Source organism: Pseudoalteromonas sp. KJ63-1 (assembly GCF_055808145.1).
The window spans coordinates 230,894-251,913 of sequence record NZ_CM147855.1 but is presented as its reverse complement, the minus strand read 5'-3'; the positions used below and the strand labels follow the sequence as shown (position 1 = coordinate 251,913).

15 protein-coding genes and 3 pseudogenes are annotated in these 21,020 nt (G+C 40.2%); 5 read left to right on the top strand and 13 right to left on the bottom strand.

The window, feature by feature from the left end; genetic code table 11:
- Nucleotides 1-7 precede the first annotated feature (7 nt).
- The 3 genes from AC0L7Q_RS01095 to AC0L7Q_RS01085 form a co-directional block, all read right to left on the bottom strand.
- On the bottom strand, nt 8-2,323 hold the full coding sequence (locus tag AC0L7Q_RS01095) for a bifunctional diguanylate cyclase/phosphodiesterase (protein ID WP_413401170.1): 2,316 nt from the start codon (nt 2,321-2,323) through the stop codon (nt 8-10).
- A complete protein-coding gene (locus tag AC0L7Q_RS01090; protein ID WP_413401169.1) occupies nt 2,313-2,978 on the bottom strand; it encodes a methylamine utilization protein in 666 nt (221 codons plus the stop codon). Before AC0L7Q_RS01090 ends, AC0L7Q_RS01095 begins: the two co-directional genes overlap by 11 nt.
- A 136-nt stretch (nt 2,979-3,114) precedes the next feature.
- Entirely contained in the window at nt 3,115-4,218 is a 1,104-nt protein-coding gene (locus tag AC0L7Q_RS01085; protein WP_413401168.1) for a phosphoribosylaminoimidazolesuccinocarboxamide synthase, read from the bottom strand.
- Between the two features lie 217 nt (nt 4,219-4,435).
- Here AC0L7Q_RS01085 and AC0L7Q_RS01080 point away from each other — a divergent pair, with 217 nt between their 5' ends.
- From AC0L7Q_RS01080 to AC0L7Q_RS01065, 4 genes and pseudogenes are all read left to right on the top strand, one after another.
- A complete protein-coding gene (locus AC0L7Q_RS01080) occupies nt 4,436-5,467 on the top strand; it encodes a CDP-glycerol glycerophosphotransferase family protein (RefSeq protein ID WP_409425537.1) in 1,032 nt (343 codons plus the stop codon).
- A 6-nt stretch (nt 5,468-5,473) separates the two neighbouring features.
- Nucleotides 5,474-6,159 (top strand): annotated as a pseudogene (locus tag AC0L7Q_RS01075) (ABC transporter ATP-binding protein).
- Nucleotides 6,156-7,403, top strand: a complete 1,248-nt coding sequence (locus tag AC0L7Q_RS01070; protein ID WP_413401166.1) for an ABC transporter permease — start codon at nt 6,156-6,158, stop codon at nt 7,401-7,403. Before AC0L7Q_RS01075 ends, AC0L7Q_RS01070 begins: the two are co-directional and overlap by 4 nt.
- Nucleotides 7,404-7,417: 14 nt before the next feature.
- A pseudogene (locus tag AC0L7Q_RS01065) lies at nt 7,418-7,917 on the top strand (DUF3299 domain-containing protein).
- A gap of 47 nt (nt 7,918-7,964) precedes the next feature.
- Here the strand turns inward: AC0L7Q_RS01065 and AC0L7Q_RS01060 are convergent.
- The 6 genes from AC0L7Q_RS01060 to AC0L7Q_RS01035 all read right to left on the bottom strand — a co-directional run bounded on the left by AC0L7Q_RS01060 (nt 7,965) and on the right by AC0L7Q_RS01035 (nt 12,346).
- Nucleotides 7,965-8,213: a hypothetical protein gene (locus AC0L7Q_RS01060; RefSeq protein WP_409424498.1), complete on the bottom strand. Its 249-nt coding sequence runs from the start codon at nt 8,211-8,213 to the stop codon at nt 7,965-7,967.
- Between the two features lie 30 nt (nt 8,214-8,243).
- Nucleotides 8,244-8,813: a DUF2799 domain-containing protein gene (locus tag AC0L7Q_RS01055; protein ID WP_409424497.1), complete on the bottom strand. Its 570-nt coding sequence runs from the start codon at nt 8,811-8,813 to the stop codon at nt 8,244-8,246.
- Between the two features lie 196 nt (nt 8,814-9,009).
- The gene (locus AC0L7Q_RS01050) at nt 9,010-9,912 is read right to left on the bottom strand and encodes a polysaccharide deacetylase family protein (RefSeq protein WP_409425536.1); all 903 of its coding nucleotides are present in this window, start codon (nt 9,910-9,912) and stop codon (nt 9,010-9,012) included.
- Between the two features lie 48 nt (nt 9,913-9,960).
- Nucleotides 9,961-10,500, bottom strand: coding sequence for a YbhB/YbcL family Raf kinase inhibitor-like protein (locus AC0L7Q_RS01045; protein ID WP_409424496.1), 540 nt, complete (start codon nt 10,498-10,500; stop codon nt 9,961-9,963).
- Between the two features lie 33 nt (nt 10,501-10,533).
- A complete protein-coding gene (locus AC0L7Q_RS01040; RefSeq protein WP_409424495.1) occupies nt 10,534-11,634 on the bottom strand; it encodes an alkene reductase in 1,101 nt (366 codons plus the stop codon).
- A gap of 250 nt (nt 11,635-11,884) precedes the next feature.
- Nucleotides 11,885-12,346, bottom strand: a complete 462-nt coding sequence (locus AC0L7Q_RS01035; RefSeq protein ID WP_409424494.1) for a VOC family protein — start codon at nt 12,344-12,346, stop codon at nt 11,885-11,887.
- A 115-nt stretch (nt 12,347-12,461) separates the two neighbouring features.
- Here AC0L7Q_RS01035 and AC0L7Q_RS01030 point away from each other — a divergent pair, with 115 nt between their 5' ends.
- Nucleotides 12,462-13,352, top strand: a complete 891-nt coding sequence (locus tag AC0L7Q_RS01030) for a LysR family transcriptional regulator (RefSeq protein ID WP_409424493.1) — start codon at nt 12,462-12,464, stop codon at nt 13,350-13,352.
- Nucleotides 13,353-13,428: 76 nt separating this feature from the next.
- Here the strand turns inward: AC0L7Q_RS01030 and tldD are convergent, their stop codons facing one another.
- The 4 genes and pseudogenes from tldD to rng form a co-directional block, all read right to left on the bottom strand.
- Complete coding sequence (gene tldD, locus AC0L7Q_RS01025) at nt 13,429-14,868, bottom strand: metalloprotease TldD (protein ID WP_413401164.1); 1,440 nt, start codon at nt 14,866-14,868, stop codon at nt 13,429-13,431.
- Entirely contained in the window at nt 14,865-15,704 is an 840-nt protein-coding gene (locus tag AC0L7Q_RS01020; protein ID WP_413401163.1) for a carbon-nitrogen hydrolase family protein, read from the bottom strand. The genes tldD and AC0L7Q_RS01020 overlap by 4 nt, the downstream gene beginning before the upstream one ends.
- A pseudogene (locus AC0L7Q_RS01015) lies at nt 15,701-19,548 on the bottom strand (YhdP family protein). The gene AC0L7Q_RS01020 and the pseudogene AC0L7Q_RS01015 overlap by 4 nt, the downstream one beginning before the upstream one ends.
- Nucleotides 19,548-21,020: a ribonuclease G gene (gene rng, locus AC0L7Q_RS01010; RefSeq protein WP_413401161.1), complete on the bottom strand. Its 1,473-nt coding sequence runs from the start codon at nt 21,018-21,020 to the stop codon at nt 19,548-19,550. The pseudogene AC0L7Q_RS01015 and the gene rng overlap by 1 nt, the downstream one beginning before the upstream one ends.

Below are 21,020 nucleotides of genomic sequence, written 5' to 3'. Positions count from 1 at the left end.
TAAAAATTTAATGGACACCCTGATATTCCTCTAACCATTGTTCTAGTTGTTGTGCTTTTAAAGGACGACTCAAGTAGTAACCTTGTGCATGATCGCATTGCATTTCGTGAAGCAATGATAAAGACGCTGCCGTTTCTACCCCCTCGGCCACCACTGAAAACCCAAGTTGGTGTCCAAGTGTGATTGACGAGCGCACTATGTATTGATCTTTTTGTGACTCATGCAGATTTAAAATAAAGCATTTATCTAGCTTAAGCTCATCAATAGGTAACATTTTTAATCGCCCTAATGATGTTTGTCCGACACCGTAATCGTCTAATGAGATTTTAACGCCAATAGTTTTTAAGTTCTCTAACGCTTTGATACCTTGAGCTTCATTTTCGATCATATCGCGCTCCGTCAACTCAATAGTGACAGAATTTGGGTTTACATGATATTTTTTTAAGGTCGCGACCAACAAACTATGAAAGCCCGCATGGGCAATATCTTGGGCTGATACATTAATGGCTGCCTGTAAGTGAATCCCTTTTTTATACCAATCGGCTATTTGCGCAATAACCGTATCGACAACCCAAGCGGTTAGTTCCACAATTAATCCTGACTGCTCGGCTAAATCAATGAACACTTCAGGCGAAACCCAGCTCCCGTCATCACGTTGCCAACGAATAAGTGACTCAACCTTATCAATTTTCTGACTTTTAATATTCAACTTAGGCTGATAAGTCATAAACAATTGTCCGTTATCATCATCAATCGCTTGTTTGAGCTCATCGAGCATAATTAAACGGTCTAAATGCGCCTCATCTTCACCATTTTGGTAGTAATGTAAGCTTTGCTGGCTTGTTGTAGCCGCATCAACAGCAATGAGTACACGTCGCATTAAATCGTCTGCTTTCACGCCTTGTCCAGGGTACTGCACAATCCCGGCGTTAAAACGCAAATTTATTTTTAAGCTTTTAATCTGATAAGGTGCCTGTAATTGCTCAATTAAATCGGCTACAGCACATTTTACTTGGTCAACCTCCACACTGGGGTAAACCGTTAAAAACTCATCGCCGCCAATTCGTGCATGAAACCCACCAAGCTCATCAGAGAATTGACGAATACGGTTTGCCACTGCAATTAAGCATTCATCTCCTACTTGTGGACCAAGTTTGTCGTTTATGTGCCTTAAGCCTTTTATATCAATAGCAACAAGCGTATAGCGTTTATCTTTATTGAGCTGCTTTGCTAATAAATCTAACATAGCAGAACGGTTATAAAACCCTGTTAAGGTATCGTGATGTGCTTGAAAACTTATTTGCTGCTCACGCTTATTAATATCATTACCCATATTATTAAACGCACTAACTAACGTTTCTACTTCACTACTTTGTTTTTTACCTTCAAATTTAAAACGGTAGTCGCCTTTGGCAAATTGCCTCGCAATAACCGCTAACTGTGTAAGCCCGGTGGTTAAGTTATTGGCCAGCAGACTACTGGTGATCACACCAAATAACATGGTTAACACGGCCAATGTAACTAGCGTTAGTAATAGCTGTTCAATATCTCGATAACTTGAAGTTAAATCAGCACTTAGTAGTAGGGTAACCGGATGCGATTGCAAAGACGGTAAAGCTATTTGTTGATTTTCATAGGCCAAATACTCAGCAAAAAAACGAGCTATAATTTTAGTTTCAAAGTATTCTATGGGTTGAAATTTTTTAGATTGAGGTGCAAACGAGCTTGCTGCAAAGTCATCTAACTGCGCAACAAAACTAACTTCCATACCGGTTAAGCTTTTCAGCTCAGTAGCTACAGCAGACGTGATTTTAAAGCCGACCAAGCTGTAAGCGATAGTTCTGGGAGTTTTAACGGGCAATAATATCACTTGATAAAGCTGGTTATTTAACACCACAAAGCTCGATTGCTCAGAATTGTTTAATAACTCATCCATTAAGGGCTGTAGGTTATCTGCAAAATTTTGTGCATTAACATTAGCTGAGACTAACCGCCCTGATAAATCGAGCAACAGCATTAAATCGGCATTGATGCGTTGGCTATGATTGTATAGCACACTACTAATGGTGGCTGCATCGCGAGTTGCAACTGCTTGCTTAAAACCAAAATCAGCAGTTAACACCTTTGCAGCAGTTAATAGCAAGCTCTCTTTTGATTTTAAGTATTGTTTATAAACGCTTTGTGCAACCGTTATATTTTGCTGGACTTTTTCTGCCTGAAATTTACTCGTAGACCACCAAAAACTCGCCAAACTGAGTAAGGTAGTGAGTAACACCAAGCCAACACATAACGTTGTTATGCGACTACGTAAATTATTGCCCATTACCTTCCCTAAATTGACTGCCAAAGGTATTACGTGGTGCAGGCATAGATGTATTAATAGCGATTGATACTGGGTTAGTTGATTCTATATCAAACAGCTTTTTATTATCCAAAGGAGCTGTTTGCAGCGAATGCCAGATACTGGCTTGCACAGGAAAAGAGTCAACTTGTAGTTTTATCTGGCCTTGCTCGTTGCTGGTATACACATGATTACTGTTAGCAACATAAATATAGCCCACCATAGAGTCGTGGATATTGCAGCCAAGAACAACAACCCCTTGATTATCAAACTTAATGGGCTCTTCTGGCTGGCCAGAATAGAGCTTTAATTGAAAAGGCTTTGCTTTTGAAAAAGAATATACATGGTGGCGAATATTATCACTATTTGGAAAGTTTACGTGCTGACCTTGGTGCACAATCAGTAGCTGCGGTGAAAACTGTTTATCAACTTGATCCATTACCGCCGTGGGTAAATTGCCCGTAGCTTTTGAGGAAGGTAAATGATTTATTTCTACGACAGCATTAGGCAATACTTGGCCATGCTGATCTTTAATAACCAAATTAATGGTATTGCCAAACGCCGATACACTAAACAATGCACCCAGTACTAATAAATAACGACGTTTTGCAATAACTTGCATTGCTCGCTCTAACATAATTACACCTAAATATTCACCATAGGTTAAGTTAATTAGAGACGAGCACTAATTGCAAGAATTATAGCTCAGTTACTAAAAATAAATACTTTTTCACTAGTTGAAACAAGCGTTATCATTAAGATTAACCTGCTCGTTAGTGATTAATTAAACCGTAGCCAGTATCTAAAATTGCGATCACTTCTTGGCGCGGATCATTAGGTATAACGATCTCTTTACCGACAATTTTGCTAGCAATACCCACATAAGTGTCAGACACTTCAAGCATTACTGACTCAGGTAAAATATAATCTTTTGCTAACTGCTCACGCTCAGCCATACGGTCTTTATTTAATAATACATCACTCTCAGGCACGTTATTAATTAACAGCTGACGGAAACCTTCTTTTGAGTTTTCAACAATTTTGCCATCTTTATAAGATGCTTCATCCCAAATACGCGATGAGTCGGGTGTTCCTACTTCATCAATATAAATAAGCTGCTGCGCACCATTTAAATCTTCTACGTAACCAAATTCAAATTTGGTATCAACAAAAATTTGTCCTAGCTTAGCTAACTCACTACTGATTAGCTCGAACCCTTCTACCAATAATTTTTCGTATTTGGCGACATCGTCAGCCGATTTAAAATTGAAAACATCTAAGTTGTTCGTAATATTTTCACGCGTGATGTTTACATCATCAACTGCAGGAATATCAGCAACCCCTTCTATAATACCTTTAGTAGAAGGAGTTATGAGTACTTGCTCAAGCTTTTGATTCGCTTTTAAGCCCTCTGGAAGTTGTAAACCACAAAAGTGTCTTTCGCCTTTGGCGTAGTCGCGCCACATGCTGCCGGTAATATATTGACGAGCAATTGCTTCAACTTTAACTGTACTGGCTTTACGAACAATCCATACGTATGGGTGAGGAATATCAACAATATGATTACCCGCCAAACCGGCTTCATTAAACATGTTAAACCAATGAGCAGCCACTGAGTTTAATGCAATGCCTTTGCCCGGCACACCATTTAGGCCATTTTCACCTTGCCATATGCAATCAAAAGCAGAAATTCTGTCTGAAATAACCATAATGGCCAATTCAGTATCGGCAGGAACGTTATAGCCTTTTTCATTTATTAAGCGTTTACTATCTGCATCGGTCAACCAATAAACTGAACGCACTTTGCCACTGTGTACTTTACCTTTAGTACGAATGGGTAAGTCATCGTTTACGTCTAAAACTTTATAGCTAGTCATGCTATCTCCGGGGTTTGGCATGCTCAAAGAGCAAAGTATGGAATTGGGGTTAGGCGCTCTATAATAATCTAGGCAATCACAAAGCTCAATCTTAGGCTAAAAACAAATCATCTCAGAATATTTATCTAACTGGCGCATTGGGGTAAACTTGCATAATTACTTGCCCTGAGGAGCTAGCTTGAACTATTTAACAGCCACTAAGAATAAGAAGTATTTAATGTATATTTCTCAAAATTATTCCTATGCTATTTTAAGGCCTTTGCAAGCAGAAATATTAGCTCAAGGAGGGGAGGTTAAATGGTTTTTAGAGGGTGATGAAGTAGACCCTAAGTTTTTAAAACCAACTGAACATCGCCTTGAATCAGTCAAAAGTATAAAAGATTGGGAACCAGATGCTGTTTTCATACCAGGCAATACTATTCCAAGCTTTATTCCAGGAAAAAAAGTAGCTGTATTTCATGGTTTTAATTCTGGAAAACTAAATAGAAAAGGTAAAGAAGACCATTTCAATATTAGAGGTTGTTTTGATTTATATTGTACACAAGGACCTAATACGACTTTAAGGTTTCAAGAGCTTGCTAAAAAGCATGGCTTTTTCCAAGTTTCAGAAACTGGCTGGCCCACACTAGATCCTCTGTTTAATGATCATGCAAGTAATCCTTATTTAAGTAAAGACTCTCGCCCAACGGTGTTGATCTGCTCTACATTCTCAAAACGCTTATCTCTTGCACCTAAACTTTATGAACAAATAAAACACTTTAGTGAAAGCGGTAAATGGCGACTACTAGTTCAGTTTCATCCAAAGATGCAGCAAGAGTGGGTTGATAAATACAAAGCGTTGAGTAATGACAATCTAACCTTTGTTGAAACAGATAATGTTATTCCATTACTGCAATCTGCTGATGTAATGCTGTGCGATACTTCATCCATACTACTGATGTTTTTAGTACAACGTAAACCGGTTGTAACGTTTTGCAATAAAGCGCCTGAAAAACACTTACATGATATTACAGATAAAAATAACGTTGAAGCCGCAATAAACTATGCACTAACTTACCCAAAAGAACTGGTGGATAATATTGAAGCTTTTTGCCAAGAATTACACCCATACGTAGATGGTAAGTCAAGCCAACGAGTACTTTGCGCAACCAATGAACTGTTGCATAGTGATGAAAAGCTCAAAGCTAAACCGCTGAATCTTATTAGACAATTTAAAATGCGCAAAAGACTTAACTATTGGAGTTGGTAAGCCGTTATGATCAACCTTGAGAATGTATCTTTTAAATGGCATAAAAAAGCAGCCTCCCCCACTCTCACTATTGAGCAACTCGCCATTGATGAAGGTGAACATGTTTTTTTACATGGGCCAAGCGGCAGTGGTAAATCTACCTTACTGGCGTTGCTGGCAGGTATTAATGTAACCACTAGCGGCCAACTTTGTGTTTTAAACCAAAACCTAAGTGCGCTCACCAACGCACAGCGCGATGCATTTAGAGCTGATCATATTGGCTATATTTTCCAAAATTTTAATTTATTGCCTTATTTAACCCCATTAGAAAATGTATGTTTAGGATGCCAATTTTCGAAAAAGCGTCAGCAACACGTGCTCAACCAAACTGAGAGTTTAACCAAAGAAGCTGCCCGACTTCTCAACGCACTGGGGTTGGAGCCGCACTTTCATAATCAAAATGTTGCCACTTTGAGTATTGGGCAACAACAGCGAGTTGCTGCAGCACGCGCATTTATAGGCAGTCCCGAACTTATCATTGCCGATGAGCCTACTTCAGCACTTGATACCCAAAATCGTGAAAGCTTTATTAAGCTGCTATTCGAACAAGCAAAAAAAGTAACAGCACGCTTGTTTTTGTCAGTCACGATGAAACATTAAAGCCACTCTTTAGCCGCACAATCGACTTAGTAAATTTACAAGGTGATGTATGATTTTATTTAAACTTGCCTATAAAAGTTTGCTAAATAGACGTGCCAGTGTATTACTGACATTGCTCACTATTGCGATTAGCGTCATGTTATTACTCAGTATTGAGCGCGTTCGCGTAGATGCCAAAAGTAGTTTTAGTAATACCATTTCGGGTACCGATTTAATTGTTGGCGCACGTACTGGCGATATTCAATTACTACTGTCCTCGGTGTTTAGAATTGGCCACACTAATAATGGGGTGAGCTGGCAAAGCTATCAATACATAACAAAACAACGCGGGGTTAAATGGAGCATTCCTATCAGCCTTGGTGATAGCCATAAAGGACAAGCAGTTTTAGGCACCACACTCGATTATTTTAAGCACTATCGATTTGCTAAAAAACAGTCCTTAGCATTTGAACAAGGACAGGCTTTTTCTAGCATCAATGAAGTTGTTATAGGAAGTGAAGTTGCAAGTAAACTAGCCTATAAGATTGGTGATGAAATTGTGATTTCTCATGGTATGGGCAATACTAGCTTTCATCATCATGATGATAACCCCTTTAAAGTTATTGGTATTTTAAAGCCTACCGGCACCCCTGTTGATAAAACCTTGCATGTACCACTGGCGGCAATTGAATTGATCCATGGTGGCGGACATCATGATCATGACGATCATCATGACCACTCGAGTCACGCACTAGTTGGCCATCCAAAACAAATTACCGCCTTTTTAATGGGCTTCGACTCACCGCTTTATACGCTACAAATTAGGCGTAACATAAATCAATTTAAACCAGAACCTCTATTAGCGATTATGCCCACAGTCACACTAAAAGAGCTTTGGGAAATGCTGGCAATAATAGAAAAGATCCTACTGCTATTTTCATTTGTGGTGGTCATTATTAGCTTGCTCGGTATGTTAACCACACTGCTGGCTAACCTTAATCAACGCCGCAGAGAACTGGCAATACTGCGTTCTGTGGGTGCCCGCCCTTGGCAATTATTTTCACTGATCAGTATAGAATCACTACTCACTACCTTTTTAGGTTGCTTACTAGGCTGCACTCTATTTTATGTGCTTATGGGTACAACCGCGGGTTACTTACAAAGCCAAGCAGGAGTGAGCATTAATATCAGTATGCTCTCTGACTATGAACTCACTTTGATTGGCGTTATTATGGCTGCGGGATTCATTATTGGCTTGATCCCCGCTACACGCGCTTACTTTTATTCTCTTAGTGACGGTATGAGTATAAAAATATAAACTTTAGGATGATCATGACGTTGTTTAAAGTAACTACACACTCTTTAATGCTATTAAGTGCAGTACTCATTAGCTTTGCTAGCATTGCAAATCCCCCGAAGGAAATTTTTGGGAAGACTTGATCCCACAAGGGCATGTGCAAATAGATACCCAAACACAAGCTAATCACGAAGGCAGTGAGCAAAACTGGGTGCAACCTGATTTGGACGCGCCAGTTGTTAAAGCGCTTGATGGGCAGTCTGTTAGCTTACCTGGTTTTGTTGTGCCACTTGAAGGGGACAGCGAACTTATTACCGAGTTTTTATTAGTCCCTTACTTTGGTGCCTGTATTCATGTGCCACCCCCACCGCCAAACCAGCTGGTTCATGTAACTATTAAAGGCGGTGTGCCTATCGATAGCTTATATGATGCGATTGTTGTAACGGGCGTTATTAAAACGCAAACTTGGTCTGGCGAAATAGCCCAAGTGGGTTATCAAATGCAAGCTGTCGGTGTTGCTCCCTTTGAGCTTTAATTCTTAAAATAAAAACCCACTTTTAAAGTGGGTTTTATTTTGTTCTATCAACCACCCGTTCTTATATCTCGTTCAAGTTCAGACTGCGTTTTCACTGGATGACAAGTCGATTTCACCGTACTCTTATTGCTTTCATCTTCGTCAGAGCTAAAAATTGTGTAGCTATAGTCTGTTTCAACTTCACCACCTAAGCACTCATGCTCTGCAAATACCTCATCTCCATAACCGTCTGCCATTTCGTTTGACGCACACCCACTGAGGATCAGAAATGTTATTAAAATTGATATTACTTTCATATTAATCACCTTAAAAGAATACAATATAAATTATAGTTCATACTCAAAATGCCATGAAGGAAGCTTGTTGAGTAATGGCAGAAGTGCTTTTTCTTTTCTTAAATCACGACGCTCTCTCTCCAACTGCTCTCGCTCTCGGCGTAACTCTTTATTTTGGCTACTTGACGATTTATCACTCGCTAATTCATTACTAATAGATTGCAACCGCCAATTAATCTCATTGAGTCGATCATCTATCTCGGCTTTTCTTGCTTCAAATTGATAACGCTCATTACCCTCTTGCCATGCTTTTCTAAACTGTGTGTCATTACAAACCCCGTTATACGCATCACCTCGTAAACCGAGAGTAAAGCCATTTTCAGGTTCACAAAAGGCTGCGAGCCCCTGTTTGTAACCAGCTTGATAATCATCTAATTTTGCAATGATGCCAAATTCACTACAAGCAGATATGATTTCTCTGCCATGTTCAAATGTATACCCTTGCTCACCATGACTAAAACCTAGATTTGTCCAATTGGCCTGTATACATTCATCCTGAGACAAAGAAGAGCATCCTGATAGAGATAGTAGAAATAAAATAAACATACAACGGCTAAACATGCTATTTCCTAAAGTGTCATAGACTATTCAAGTACCCATTTTAAGAGATACTCGTTTAAAGTGAATGATAAAAATGTAACAAGCTATTCTAATTCCGTTGAAGTTTAAAATTTACGACAAAACTTAATCCCTTCATCACTAGAAATAACATGAGGCACACTTATAATATTAAAAAGCTGCCTCATAGATATTTTCTTTATCTAACCGTTTGAGCCGGATTAGTTGGTACATTATTTTGCTTCATTATCCAACGGGCTATGTTATCTTTTCGCATAAACTTAACACCTGCATGCTGTTTTGCATATTGGATAAAATCATCTAACGCTTTTACCCGTGCTGGTGTGCCTGCAATACGGTCATGAGCACTAATCGACATCATCCGTCTTTTGTGCTTACCTTCGGCGTATAATACATCAAATTCATCCTTTAACTCTTGCAAGTACGATCGAGCCGTCATAGCTGTGCTTCCTGAGTAACGCACAATGTCGTTATTACGAAATGTATAAGGTACAACCACAAAAGGCTTACTATTTACTGGTGTAAAAGAAGGCTCATCACGCGATAGATCATCAATATGATAAATAAACCCCAGCTCTTGCAAAAGCGTAAGTGTATTTTTTGAGTGTCTCATCCAAAATGCATTAAAGCCAACCGGCCGCATGCCTGTGACTTTTTCGATAATATCTGCACTTTTAATATATGAAGCGCGCTCTTGTTCAACACTCATAGAGTATTGTGGTGTCCATGTTTGGCCGTGACCTGATGCTTCATGCCCTCGTGAAACCACTTCTTTAGCAAGTGCTGGATTTAATTCCACAGCCCTACCCACCATATGAGAAGTAACTTTAATATTATGTTTATCCCATAGATCAAGTAATCGTGGGATCCCTTCATTCATCCCATACTGATACCAAGTAGGCGAAATCGTATCGTGATAACCCTGCTCTATTTGAGGAAACGGCCCTGCATCAGAGCTATCTTGCGCTGTTGCTTCAAATTGCATTGAAATAGAAATCACTAATTGTGCATCATCAGGCCAATAACCTGATTTCTCAGGTAGTGGGGCTGCATTTAGTAGCTTACTGCTGCACAGTGTCATTAAAAGAATGAGTAACGGTAAAGCCTTCATTTTTATCTCCTAAGCTAATTAACGCGGTCCTGCCGTTACTGTGATCTCGGCTGTTTGCAAAGAGTGTTGGTGTAAGAAAAACCCTGTAAGTGCACTTGTTGCCCCTTGTGGAACAGCTAATTTTTCTACATCCAGTGCATACACTTTATAGGTGTAGCTATGCTTGCGCCCTTCTGGTGGACATGGCCCAAAGTACCCGGGCCTCCCCATATCTGTATTACCTTCTATGGCTCCTTTGGGCAAAGTCGTTGAAGATAATGAGTTACTAGTAAGAGGAATATCATGTACTACCCAGTGCCAAAAACCACTGCCAGTTGGTGCGTCATTGTCATACACTGTCACGGCAAAGCTTTTGGCCTTCTTAGGCGCGTTTTGCCATTTAAGTTGTGGCCTAGCATTACTCCCCTGACAACCAAAGCTATTCCAATATTGCTCACTCTTTATTGCCTGCCCTGGCTGTAAGTCAGGGCTCGATAAACTAAATTCAGCCGCAAAACTGGCACTACTAAACAGCCCGCTGATCAGTAAAGTAACTGCTGAGTTTGAAAAATTAACCATTTTCAGTCCTTATATTTTCAGTTGAAACGAAAGTTACTTTTGATACGCTGAGTAATCGGTATAACCTTTGGCTGTACCGCCAAAAAATGTACTCCCATCGGTAATAGTGTTTAGTGGCAGTTGCTCTTGAATACGATACGGTAAGTCTGGGTTGGCAATAAAACGGCGACCAAATGCAATGTAATCAGCAAGACGTTGTTCAATAAGCTGCGCACCTGAATGCTCGGTATAATTACCTGCAACAATAATTGCGCCACTAAAATACTGACGAAGTGCGACTCTAAACTCTGGTGTTACACTAGGTGCATCGTCCCAGTCCGCTTCGGCAAGATGAATATACGCAATACCAATTTGCTCAAATTGCTTTGCTGCTAATAAAATAGTGTCAATTGCTTCACTATCATCCATACCACGCTGAGTGATAAAAGGCGCTAATCTAATACCCACTTTATGAGCGCCAATGGCATTACTAATTGCGCTAATAATTTCACAGGCAAAACGAATACGGTTTTCTTGGCTACCGCCATATTCATCTGTGCGTTTATTTGCTGAACGTCTTAAAAACTGATCAATTAAATACCCGTTACCTCCATGTATTTCAACGCCATCAAAACCAGCCTCAATCGCGTTAATTGCCGCTTGCTTGTAATCATTTACTATTTCTTTAATTTCTTTAACACTTAGTGCTCGTGGGGTTGGGCAATCAAGCATCCGTCCTTCTCCATCATCGCCTACCACCCAAACTTGCGCATCTGGAGCAAGTGCAGATGGGGCAACTGGCGTTCCATCATGATGAAATGAAGAGTGCGACATTCTACCAACGTGCCACAGTTGTAAAAATATTTTACCGCCTTCTTTATGCACAGCTTGTGTTACTTGCTTCCAACCTTCAATTTGTTCTTGCGTGTAAATACCTGGCGTAAATGAGTAACCTTTGCCCTGAGCAGAAATTTGTGTTGCTTCAGAAATAATCAGCCCCGCAGTAGCACGCTGCGCATAATAAGTGGCCATCAGTTCAGTGGGAATATCACCCGGTTGCGCAGTTCGCGAACGGGTCATAGGTGCCATCACAATTCTATTTTGAGTGACCATGCCACCGAGGGTTTTAACTTCAAATAAGGATTCTATAGACATAACTAACTCTCTTATAAATAATGTTTATCTGGGTTTAAATTAAATTTCATCACTGCTAAATAGCATTTCGACTTTCATTTCTTCAGGCCCTGGTATACCCAAGCCACCTCAATGTGCAGAATTCAGCGTTTCACAGGGACTTAATATCAAGGCGTTACTTTGCAAGAATGGCAGTCCAGTCCCTTTTAAGAAGTAACAACGATGAGAGTAAGTGCCTGTGAAACGCCCTACGGGTTGGTTTAAAAGCGATTTATACTGCGTTATTGACTTTAAAAATAGAATCACTATTACTTGCAATCAATGCCTTGCCTAAATCGCTTTTAATTCCAACTGAAACTCGCATCTTGAGGTGGTTTGGGTATATAAATACTTGATGCTCTAGGAGCTCTGGCACGGTTCGCTCGAAATAACTTATACCTGTTTGCGCTAAGCGACTTTTCAATCCTTGATAACCTATGCTACGAATGGCAATGTGATCTACCACTCCTCGGCCTTGGGTTTTGCTGCTTAATGCTGATAAGTAACCCTGTTGCGCTTTATTACCAGCGGCATTAACCAGATGAATCAAAGCAACGTTATCGCTGCCGTATAACCACGCTCCCTCGAAAGGAAAAGGCGGACGATACCCTTCACTTAGCCCAACTGAATTAATAAAGAACTGTCGCATCGCCTGGTAATCACAACTAGAAATTAATACATGATCTAAACGCATAAACTTTCTCTGTTGATAATGAGTACAACCAGTTTAACTATTTACTTAAATTTGATAATTGAGTTAATATCAAAAACACTATTCATTAATACTGAACTATAAAGAGTGAGGAACGATGGCTAAGATTGATGATATGCCGCTTTTTGTTCATGTGGTGCGCTCTGGCGGGCTTGCTGCAGCTGGGCGAAAAATTGGTTTATCGCCTGCGAGTATGACGGCACGTATTAACCAGCTTGAAAATCACTATCAAACCCGACTATTAATACGTAATACTCGCAGTATTAAATTGACCGAGGCTGGAGAGCAATTTTATCAAGGCTGTTTAAGAGTAATTGCTGAAATTGATGCCACAGAGCAAAGTATTCAGCTTAGTAAAAACACCCTTTCGGGTAGTCTCAAAATAACCGCCCCCTCTGACTTTGGTAAACAGTTTGTTGCCCCTGCAATGGCTAAATTTGTAGCACAAAACCCACAAGTTAAACCACACCTGCATTTAACCGATGGCTTAGTCAATTTAGTTGAAGAAGGTATTGATATTGCTATTCGCTTTGGAAACTTACCCGATAGCAATTTGATTAGCCGAATGATCAAGGCCAATCAACGTGTGTTATGTGCTTCAGCTGAATATTTAAAAATACATGGCCAACCTTTGCTGCCAAGCGATTTATTAAATCATCGCTGCCTAGTAATGGAGCGATTTGGTCAATCGATGAATGATTGGCATTTTAAGGATCAAATAATTCGCGTCCCTGTGGCTATGAGTAGCAGTGATGGTGCGGTGATCAGACAATGGGCAATTGACGGTGCCGGGATTGCTCTAAAATCAATGGTAGATATTAGCGATGATCTGACAAAGGGTAATTTAGTGACGCTACTTGATGACTATATTCTCGGTTTTAGTAATAAAGATAAACAACAGATTGGCTTACAGTTTCTTTACCCATCAAGGCAATTTCAGCCACGACAAGTTGTCGCATTTATGGATTTTTTTCAGCAGCAAATTTAAATAAACAGCCGACAAAATAAAACCTTGAAAGCATGCACTTCCAAGGTTTTATTTGTAGTATTTGGCAGTAATAAAATTAAGCCGTGCCACCCACTGTTAACTGATCAATTTTCAAACTTGGTTGGCCAACACCTACTGGTACACTTTGACCATCTTTACCACAAACACCTACGCCTTTATCAAGCGCTAAATCATTACCTACCATAGAGATTTGTTGCATAACCTCAGGGCCATTACCAATTAATGTTGCCCCTTTAATAGGCTGAGTAATTTTGCCATTTTCAATTAAGTAGGCCTCTGAGGCACTAAATACAAACTTACCTGAGGTGATATCCACTTGGCCACCACCAAAATTAGGGGCAAACACGCCTTTTTTAACCGTGCTGATAATATCAGCTTGGCTGTGCTCGCCACCTAACATGTAAGTGTTGGTCATACGTGGCATTGGTAAATGCGCGTATGACTCACGACGTGCGTTACCTGTTGGGTTTACCCCCATCAAACGCGCATTCATTTTATCTTGCATGTAGCCTTTTAAAATACCGTTTTCGATAAGTACGTTATAGGCTGCAGGCGTGCCTTCGTCATCTACATTAAGTGAACCACGGCGATCGGCCATAGTACCATCATCAACCACAGTACATAGCTCTGAAGCAACTTTTTGACCTACTTTACCGCTAAACGCAGACGCGCCTTTACGGTTAAAGTCACCTTCTAGACCATGACCTACCGCTTCGTGTAACAATACGCCTGGCCAACCATTACCTAATACCACTTCCATAGTACCCGCTGGGGCATCAATAGCTTCTAAGTTTACTTTAGCTTGACGAACGGCTTCTTCTGCAAAGCCCATCCAACGCGGCTTGCCATCAACAAGCTCTTTAAAGTAACCATAGTCTAGGCGTGCGCCGCCACCAGCACCGCCACGTTCACGGCGACCATTCTTCTCTAACAATACAGAGCAGTTTAAACGGATCAGTGGGCGAATATCGGTAGCAAAGGTGCCATCACTGGCTGCAATTAATACTTCTTCGTATACCGCAGACATTGAGCTAATAACTTGCTCAGCATCAGGGGCTAATTCGCGGATATAATTTTCAAGCTCACGTAACAAATTAACTTTATCGGTATCGCTCATGCTAGAAATTGGTTGATGCGGTGCAAACTGCTGTTTTGCAGCCACATCACTAAATACTTGAATTGATTTATTATCACCTGCATCGGCAATACTGCGTGCTGCAGTTGCGGCTTTATTTAGCGCTTCTAAATTTATTGCATCTGAGTAAGAAAAACCGGTTTTTTCACCACTTACAGCGCGAACACCTACACCGCGTTCAACATTGTAAGAACCTTCTTTTACCAAACCATCTTCTAACACCCATGATTCATGATGGCTTGATTGAAAATATAAGTCGGCGTAATCAATGTTATGTTGATGTATAAAGCGAAGCGTTTTCTCGAGTTCTTCTCGATTTAGCTGGCTGTCGTGTAATAAATGCTGTTCAACCGAATTCATAATAATGGCTCTCTAAATCGTTGGTGAGATTGCAGCGGCATATCTCGTCTAATTTTGTGTAACTGGTTCAAATCTACGGTACAACTAATAAAACCAAGCTCTGCTGGTTTTTCACTTAATGTCTCACCCCAGGGCGATAACATCAGGCTGTGACCATAAGTTTGTCTACCGTTTTCATGTGTTCCATATTGCGCTGCAGCAATAACATAACACTGCGTTTCTATGGCACGTGCTGCCAGTAGCGGCTGCCAATGCGCTTTACCTGTTGGAACAGTAAACGCACTGGGTACTAATATAATTTCTGTGCCTTTACGAGCTAAGGCATTAAATAAACCAGCAAAGCGCAAATCATAACATACTGTTAAACCAATTTTACCAAAGGGAGAATCAACAACCACAATCTCATCGCCCGCTTGAGTAAAGTCGGACTCTCGGTAGCTGCCGGTCTGGTCATCTACCTCAACATCAAATAAATGTATTTTGTTATAGCTTGCAACAATATCGCCTTGGTTATTAAACAAGTGTGAGGCAGCGTAATACTTATGTTGGTCATAGGGCTCTGGCATGGTGCCAGCATTTAACCAAATATTGTGTTTACGACACAATTCACTAATTTGCTGTTTATATTGCTCAATACGCTGTGACACTAACAACGTATCACCAGCGTGTTTACTAAACACTAAAAACGCTTCTGGTAAACATACTAACAAAGGTCGCCGGCTTGGTAATTCAGCTAAGACTTGCTTTAAGGTGGCAATGTTATCATCAGGATTTAAGCCTGAGCACATTTGTAATGCAATAATCGCAGGTGTTGTACTTATAAGTGATTTACTCATTGCGCTGCGCTCACCTCAGCATCTTTAAGCTTTAACTCTGAAGATGCTTGCGGCTGATTTTGTGCTGCTTGCGGTAAAGTCACCTCTCGGCTCTTACGATCTAACTCTTGTACCTGAGGATCGTTCATTTTGCCCGTCACTTTAAAGTTGATCTCTGAGATCACTCGCGCAGAGTGAATCACTTTATCAATTGCTAAGGCTGCAAGCCCCGTTACGGGATTCACCATCCAAGCTACAATCACCGGAATACTCGAGGTTACTTGCGGTGCTACTGCTAAGTCGTAGTCAATTTCGAGAGTATTTAAATTTGCATACCCTTTAATAGAGAGATCAGCAGGTACCCCATCCATTTTAGTATCTTGGGTATAGGCAATGCCTTTATCTATCTGCATCGTGCCTTTCATACTGTTATAGAAAAAACCTTTAGAAAATACATCTCTAAAATCAAGCTTTAATTTACGCACTAATGAATCAAGGCTCAGTAATGAAAATACCCGTGCGCCCCCATCACTGACTTCGGTTAAATGGCCTTCGCCTAAATCCCAACTAATTTCACCGTCTAAACTAGCAATATCTAAGTTATAAGGTGCCGCTTGCCAATTTAATTGATAATTTAGGTTGGCGTTTGAGTCTTTAATAGTGGTGGTAATATCAAATTCATTAAATAAGGCGCCAATATCATCACTTTTAAGTTCGCCGCTCATTGCCGTTAAACCATTTTGCCATTGCCCTTTAGTGCGCAATATATGATCGCCTTTATCCACCACTAGCTCAGAAATAAGTAGCTTTTTACCATCGCCTAACAATGAGGCGCTGACTTTATCTAGCTGATAATGGCTGATCTTACAATCGGTACATTCAAACTCAATAGCAGGCAAATTTGTAAGCCATGTAAGTTGTTCAGGAGATGATTTTTCGCTCGGTAGTTCTGGTTCGGCCTCTAAAAAATTAAGCCTTAAATAGTCACTGTTTATTCGAATTGGCTGACTTGATTGCTCGCTGGGAATGAATACTTCTGCTCGTAACTCTTTGGCATTGAGCTTTAATTGCAAGTTATTATTTAAGGGCGACAAACGCATATCAAAATCATTAAACTGCATGTCACTCACATTAAAAGAGTTAATATTCGCAACAACCTCATACAAAGGCGGCATAATACCTGGCGATTCACTCTCTGGCTGCGCTTTAGCTGCATTAATAATTTGATCAATTAAATCAATCCAAGGTAATAACTCACTTTGCGCTAAGTTAATACTTACCGCTAAATCTTGTGCGTTAAGCCCTAAATCTTTGTTGCCAATTATAAAGTGGGCGTTATTAAACTGTGATTTAGTATTGTCTAGAATGGCATTAAAATAAACTAGCTGATCAACGTTTGCGGTGATCAAATTAGATATATCATCACCTTGAATAACCGCACTCAGTGGCCAAGCTTGCTCACTGTTTTTTGTATATGCTCCAGGTAAAGAACTACTTAAGCCAATAAGTGGCGATTCAACTTGGGCACGATAGTTAAATCCTTGCTCGGTAAAATTAAGCTCCAAAGCAATATCAACATCACTTTGCCCACTTAAGTAACCATCTAAAATGCCTTGACCATGGTTTATGAGTGTTTGTGCATCAAGCTGAGCATTTATATTTATATTAGCGCGATAATCCTCTTCGTTTGCGTCACTATTGTAGTTAATAGTTAGTGGCATACCAAGCCATGTAGCCGTTGCATTTGTAAGGTTTATTTGTTGATTATTAAAGCTAAGTTCACCCTTTAAATGCTCAAGAGAAATACCAGGCGCAGAAATGTAGAGAGGTGAGTCGGGTAAATTAACCTTACCACTGACACTGGCTCCCCCTCAAATTGTGAACCTATTAGCAATTCAATATTTGCACTTGCAAGACCCTGTCCTTGCACAACATTAAAAATATCAGCTAATGGATTTGCTAAAGGCGTAGCGGCAAAAAAATCGTGCATTTTTTCAAGCTCTGCTTGCTTATCAATACTAACTACCAACGGCGCATCGCCCATTAAGTCATCAATACTTACATGGACACTACTGCCAACGTCAAGGTTTACCAGTTGGCCTTGCTGACTATATATGTCCATTCGCTCATTAGCAAAATGCAGCTTTACATTGGCATTAGTTACTGCTGGCCAATCGGGATCGAATTGATAGGTGGCATTGTCTATTTGTGCTATTACATCAAACTGCCCTGAACCATCATCAAATGGAAAGCCTGATAGTGGACCAGAAAATAACACCTGAGTATTTGATACTTCGCCTGCTTTTATTGCACCATTTAAATAACTAACTAAGTCAGGGCTCATTAATGTTAAAGGAAAATAGTGACCAGCAATACTGGCATCTGGTGCAAACGCTTCAGCATATAAATCTAAGCGTGGCGTATCACCCAAACTTAGCTGCATTTGTGCGCTTAAAGTCACCTCATTGTTATCAAGCCAAAGGTTATTACTACTGATGTACCAATCGCCTGAGCGCTTTGCTAAATCTAGCTCAATATTTAATTGGTTATAATCAATATTATTACTAAAACTAGCGCCTGTAATTAAATGGCTGTTCTCACTAAAAATCGCAATGCGACCATACTGCTGATTAACCAACCCATTAACTCTTAAAGATTGAGCGGCGGGTACAGCGTTTTTTTCTTGCCAGCTAATTTCGTCAGCATCAAACCATAGTTGCCATTGCCTTGCATCGGCAAACTCAAGGTACGCAGTCTTTATTTGTCCGCTAGGTTGGCGTGCTAAAAAGGGGGTTAAATCGGTAAAATTAGTCAACTCAGCTAAATCACTCAATAGCGCTAAATCAAGTTGCTGTAGCCATACTTTATTTTGCTTACCCAATAAGGCTTCAAATTCAAGGCTTGGCCAAGTGGTTTCACCAGTGCTAAATGCTAAGCCTGTGCTTTTTAATCGCCAGCTATTTTGCTCAGGGTATAAATGAAATCCCCCTTCACTTAGGCTTACATTTTGTGTTTGCTCATTGAGCTGCCAATTTACCGCGCTCGGTAACCACTGAACTTTTACGTCACTCACTAGGCCTTGCTCTAATCTAAGCCAAGCTTGTAAATTTAAATCGCTATGCAGTTGCTGCTTTTGAGTATTAATATATTGCGCTAACCAATTTGACACATCAACCTGATTAGCCTGCACATACAAATCACCCACCATTTGCTCTAAGGTTTCACCCTTAAGGGCAATGCGTGCATCAAAATTCCCCACCGAAATACCCGGTAATGCTAGACTGCCACTACCAAGATGTTGCTTATCTTGGTTTTGCCATACAATGTTTTCTAATAACAGTTTGCGTTCTTTGTTATCTTCTAATACAAAGTTGATACTGGAGTTTTCTATAGCAAAATGACCAGTTTCACCTAAAAATAGCCCTTCTATTAATTCTTTTTGTTCAAATGACACATCATCTTGGTTGCCGACAAATAAATTCGCGACATTAACCTTGGTATGAAAACCATTAATGACAAAGTAATTCGACTTAAGTTGAAGAGACTTTAAGCTTTCCCAAAGATTTAGCTCTAAACTGGTTTTCGCAATAGTTAAAGAAATAGGGGCGGTTTGGTTGTCTTTAAATGATAATTCTTCGAGCACTAGGGCTGGGCCATTACCTTGCCAACTTGCCGATATAGCGCCTATCGATAAGCTGATATCAAACTTGCTATCAAGGTAATTTTCTATGTCGCCTTTATAATCATTTGCGTAGGGTAAGGTGTATTTTAAAATAGAAACAATAACGGCCATTAGCACCAAAATTACAGCACTTATTTGCCATAATTTGCGTACACAAAAGAAACAGGCCGCTTTAAACTTCATTACATCATTACCACATCAAACTGCTCTTGGCTGTATAAGCTCTCTGTTTGAATATTAACTTGCTTACCAATAAATAACTCTAACTCTGCAAGATTATGATACTCGTCATTTAATAGCGCTTCACATACTGCTGGGGATGCATAAACTACAAACTTATCAGCAGCATAAGCGCGATTAACACGCACTATTTCACGAAGGATTTCATAGCACACAGTTTCTACCGTTTTTTGTGAACCACGTCCTGAACATGCAGGACATACATCACACAGTATATGCTCTAAACTTTCGCGAGTTCGCTTGCGGGTCATTTCAACTAGTCCCAATGCCGACAAACCATTAATATTGGCTTTAGCACGATCTTTAGAAAGCGCAGACTCTAATGAATGCATTACTCGGCGTTTGTGCTCATCGCTGAGCATATCAATAAAGTCGATAATAATAATACCGCCTAAATTACGCAGCCTTAGTTGACGGGCAATAGCTGAGGTTGCTTCAACATTGGTATTAAAAATAGTTTCTTCAAGGTTACGGTGACCAACAAATGCACCGGTATTAACATCAACCGTGGTCATTGCTTCGGTTTGATCTATGATCAGGTACCCACCAGACTTTAAAGTCACCTTACGGTGCAATGCCTTTTGAATTTCACTTTCTACATCAAATAAGTCGAAAATGGGGCGCTCACCCGGATAATACTCAAGCACTTGCGATAATAACGGCACAAACTCTTCAGTAAACAGCTTAAGCTCTTGATAGGTAAGCTTAGAGTCAACACGAATGCGCTCCATATCTTCGCCCACGTAATCACGTAACGTTCTAAAAGCTAGCGTAAGATCTTCATGCAAAATACTCGCTTTGCTGGTTTTACGGCGTTTAGAAACTATTTTATCCCACAGTTTTTTTAAAAACGCAGCATCGTGACGAAGCTCAGCTTCACTTGCACCTTCAGCGGCAGTTCTAACAATAAAGCTACCGTTTTCGTCGCCATATTCAGCAACAATTTTTTTAAGTCTAGCGCGTTCCTCTTCCGTTTCTATACGCTGACTCACACCAACATGCGTCGCATCGGGCATAAATACTAAATAGCGTGACGGTATAGTAATATCAGTGGTTAAGCGAGCACCTTTACTGCCCAGTGGATCTTTAACCACTTGCACCATAATGTACTGCCCTTGACGAACAAGCTCACGAATATCTTGGACTTTTTTAATTGGCTCGTCGTCAACACCTTCCACAATAGAAGCACTATTGACGATATCTGAGGCGTGTAAAAAGGCGGCTTTCTCTAAGCCTATATCAACAAAAGCAGCTTGCATTCCCGGTAGCACGCGACTTATTTTACCTAAGTAAATATTGCCTACTATGCCTAAATTACCAATACGCTCTAGCTGAATTTCTTGTAATACACCGTTTTCTATTAGGGCAACGCGACTTTCACTTGGCGTGACATTGATCAGTAGTTCTGTACTCAT

Excerpts from the sequence above, each read along its gene's own strand:
- AC0L7Q_RS01085 (WP_413401168.1), bottom strand. The coding sequence starts at position 4,218 with ATGACTAGCTATAAAGTTTTAGACGTAAACGATGACTTACCCATTCGT.
- AC0L7Q_RS01040 (WP_409424495.1), bottom strand. The coding sequence starts at position 11,634 with ATGTCTATAGAATCCTTATTTGAAGTTAAAACCCTCGGTGGCATGGTC.
- AC0L7Q_RS01090 (WP_413401169.1), bottom strand. The coding sequence starts at position 2,978 with ATGTTAGAGCGAGCAATGCAAGTTATTGCAAAACGTCGTTATTTATTA.
- AC0L7Q_RS01070 (WP_413401166.1), top strand. The coding sequence starts at position 6,156 with ATGATTTTATTTAAACTTGCCTATAAAAGTTTGCTAAATAGACGTGCC.
- rng (WP_413401161.1), bottom strand. The coding sequence starts at position 21,020 with ATGAGTACAGAACTACTGATCAATGTCACGCCAAGTGAAAGTCGCGTT.
- AC0L7Q_RS01030 (WP_409424493.1), top strand. The coding sequence starts at position 12,462 with ATGGCTAAGATTGATGATATGCCGCTTTTTGTTCATGTGGTGCGCTCT.
- AC0L7Q_RS01050 (WP_409425536.1), bottom strand. The coding sequence starts at position 9,912 with ATGACACTGTGCAGCAGTAAGCTACTAAATGCAGCCCCACTACCTGAG.
- AC0L7Q_RS01055 (WP_409424497.1), bottom strand. The coding sequence starts at position 8,813 with ATGTTTAGCCGTTGTATGTTTATTTTATTTCTACTATCTCTATCAGGA.
- AC0L7Q_RS01095 (WP_413401170.1), bottom strand. The coding sequence starts at position 2,323 with ATGGGCAATAATTTACGTAGTCGCATAACAACGTTATGTGTTGGCTTG.
- AC0L7Q_RS01020 (WP_413401163.1), bottom strand. The coding sequence starts at position 15,704 with ATGAGTAAATCACTTATAAGTACAACACCTGCGATTATTGCATTACAA.
- AC0L7Q_RS01080 (WP_409425537.1), top strand. The coding sequence starts at position 4,436 with ATGTATATTTCTCAAAATTATTCCTATGCTATTTTAAGGCCTTTGCAA.
- AC0L7Q_RS01035 (WP_409424494.1), bottom strand. The coding sequence starts at position 12,346 with ATGCGTTTAGATCATGTATTAATTTCTAGTTGTGATTACCAGGCGATG.
- tldD (WP_413401164.1), bottom strand. The coding sequence starts at position 14,868 with ATGAATTCGGTTGAACAGCATTTATTACACGACAGCCAGCTAAATCGA.
- AC0L7Q_RS01045 (WP_409424496.1), bottom strand. The coding sequence starts at position 10,500 with ATGGTTAATTTTTCAAACTCAGCAGTTACTTTACTGATCAGCGGGCTG.
- AC0L7Q_RS01060 (WP_409424498.1), bottom strand. The coding sequence starts at position 8,213 with ATGAAAGTAATATCAATTTTAATAACATTTCTGATCCTCAGTGGGTGT.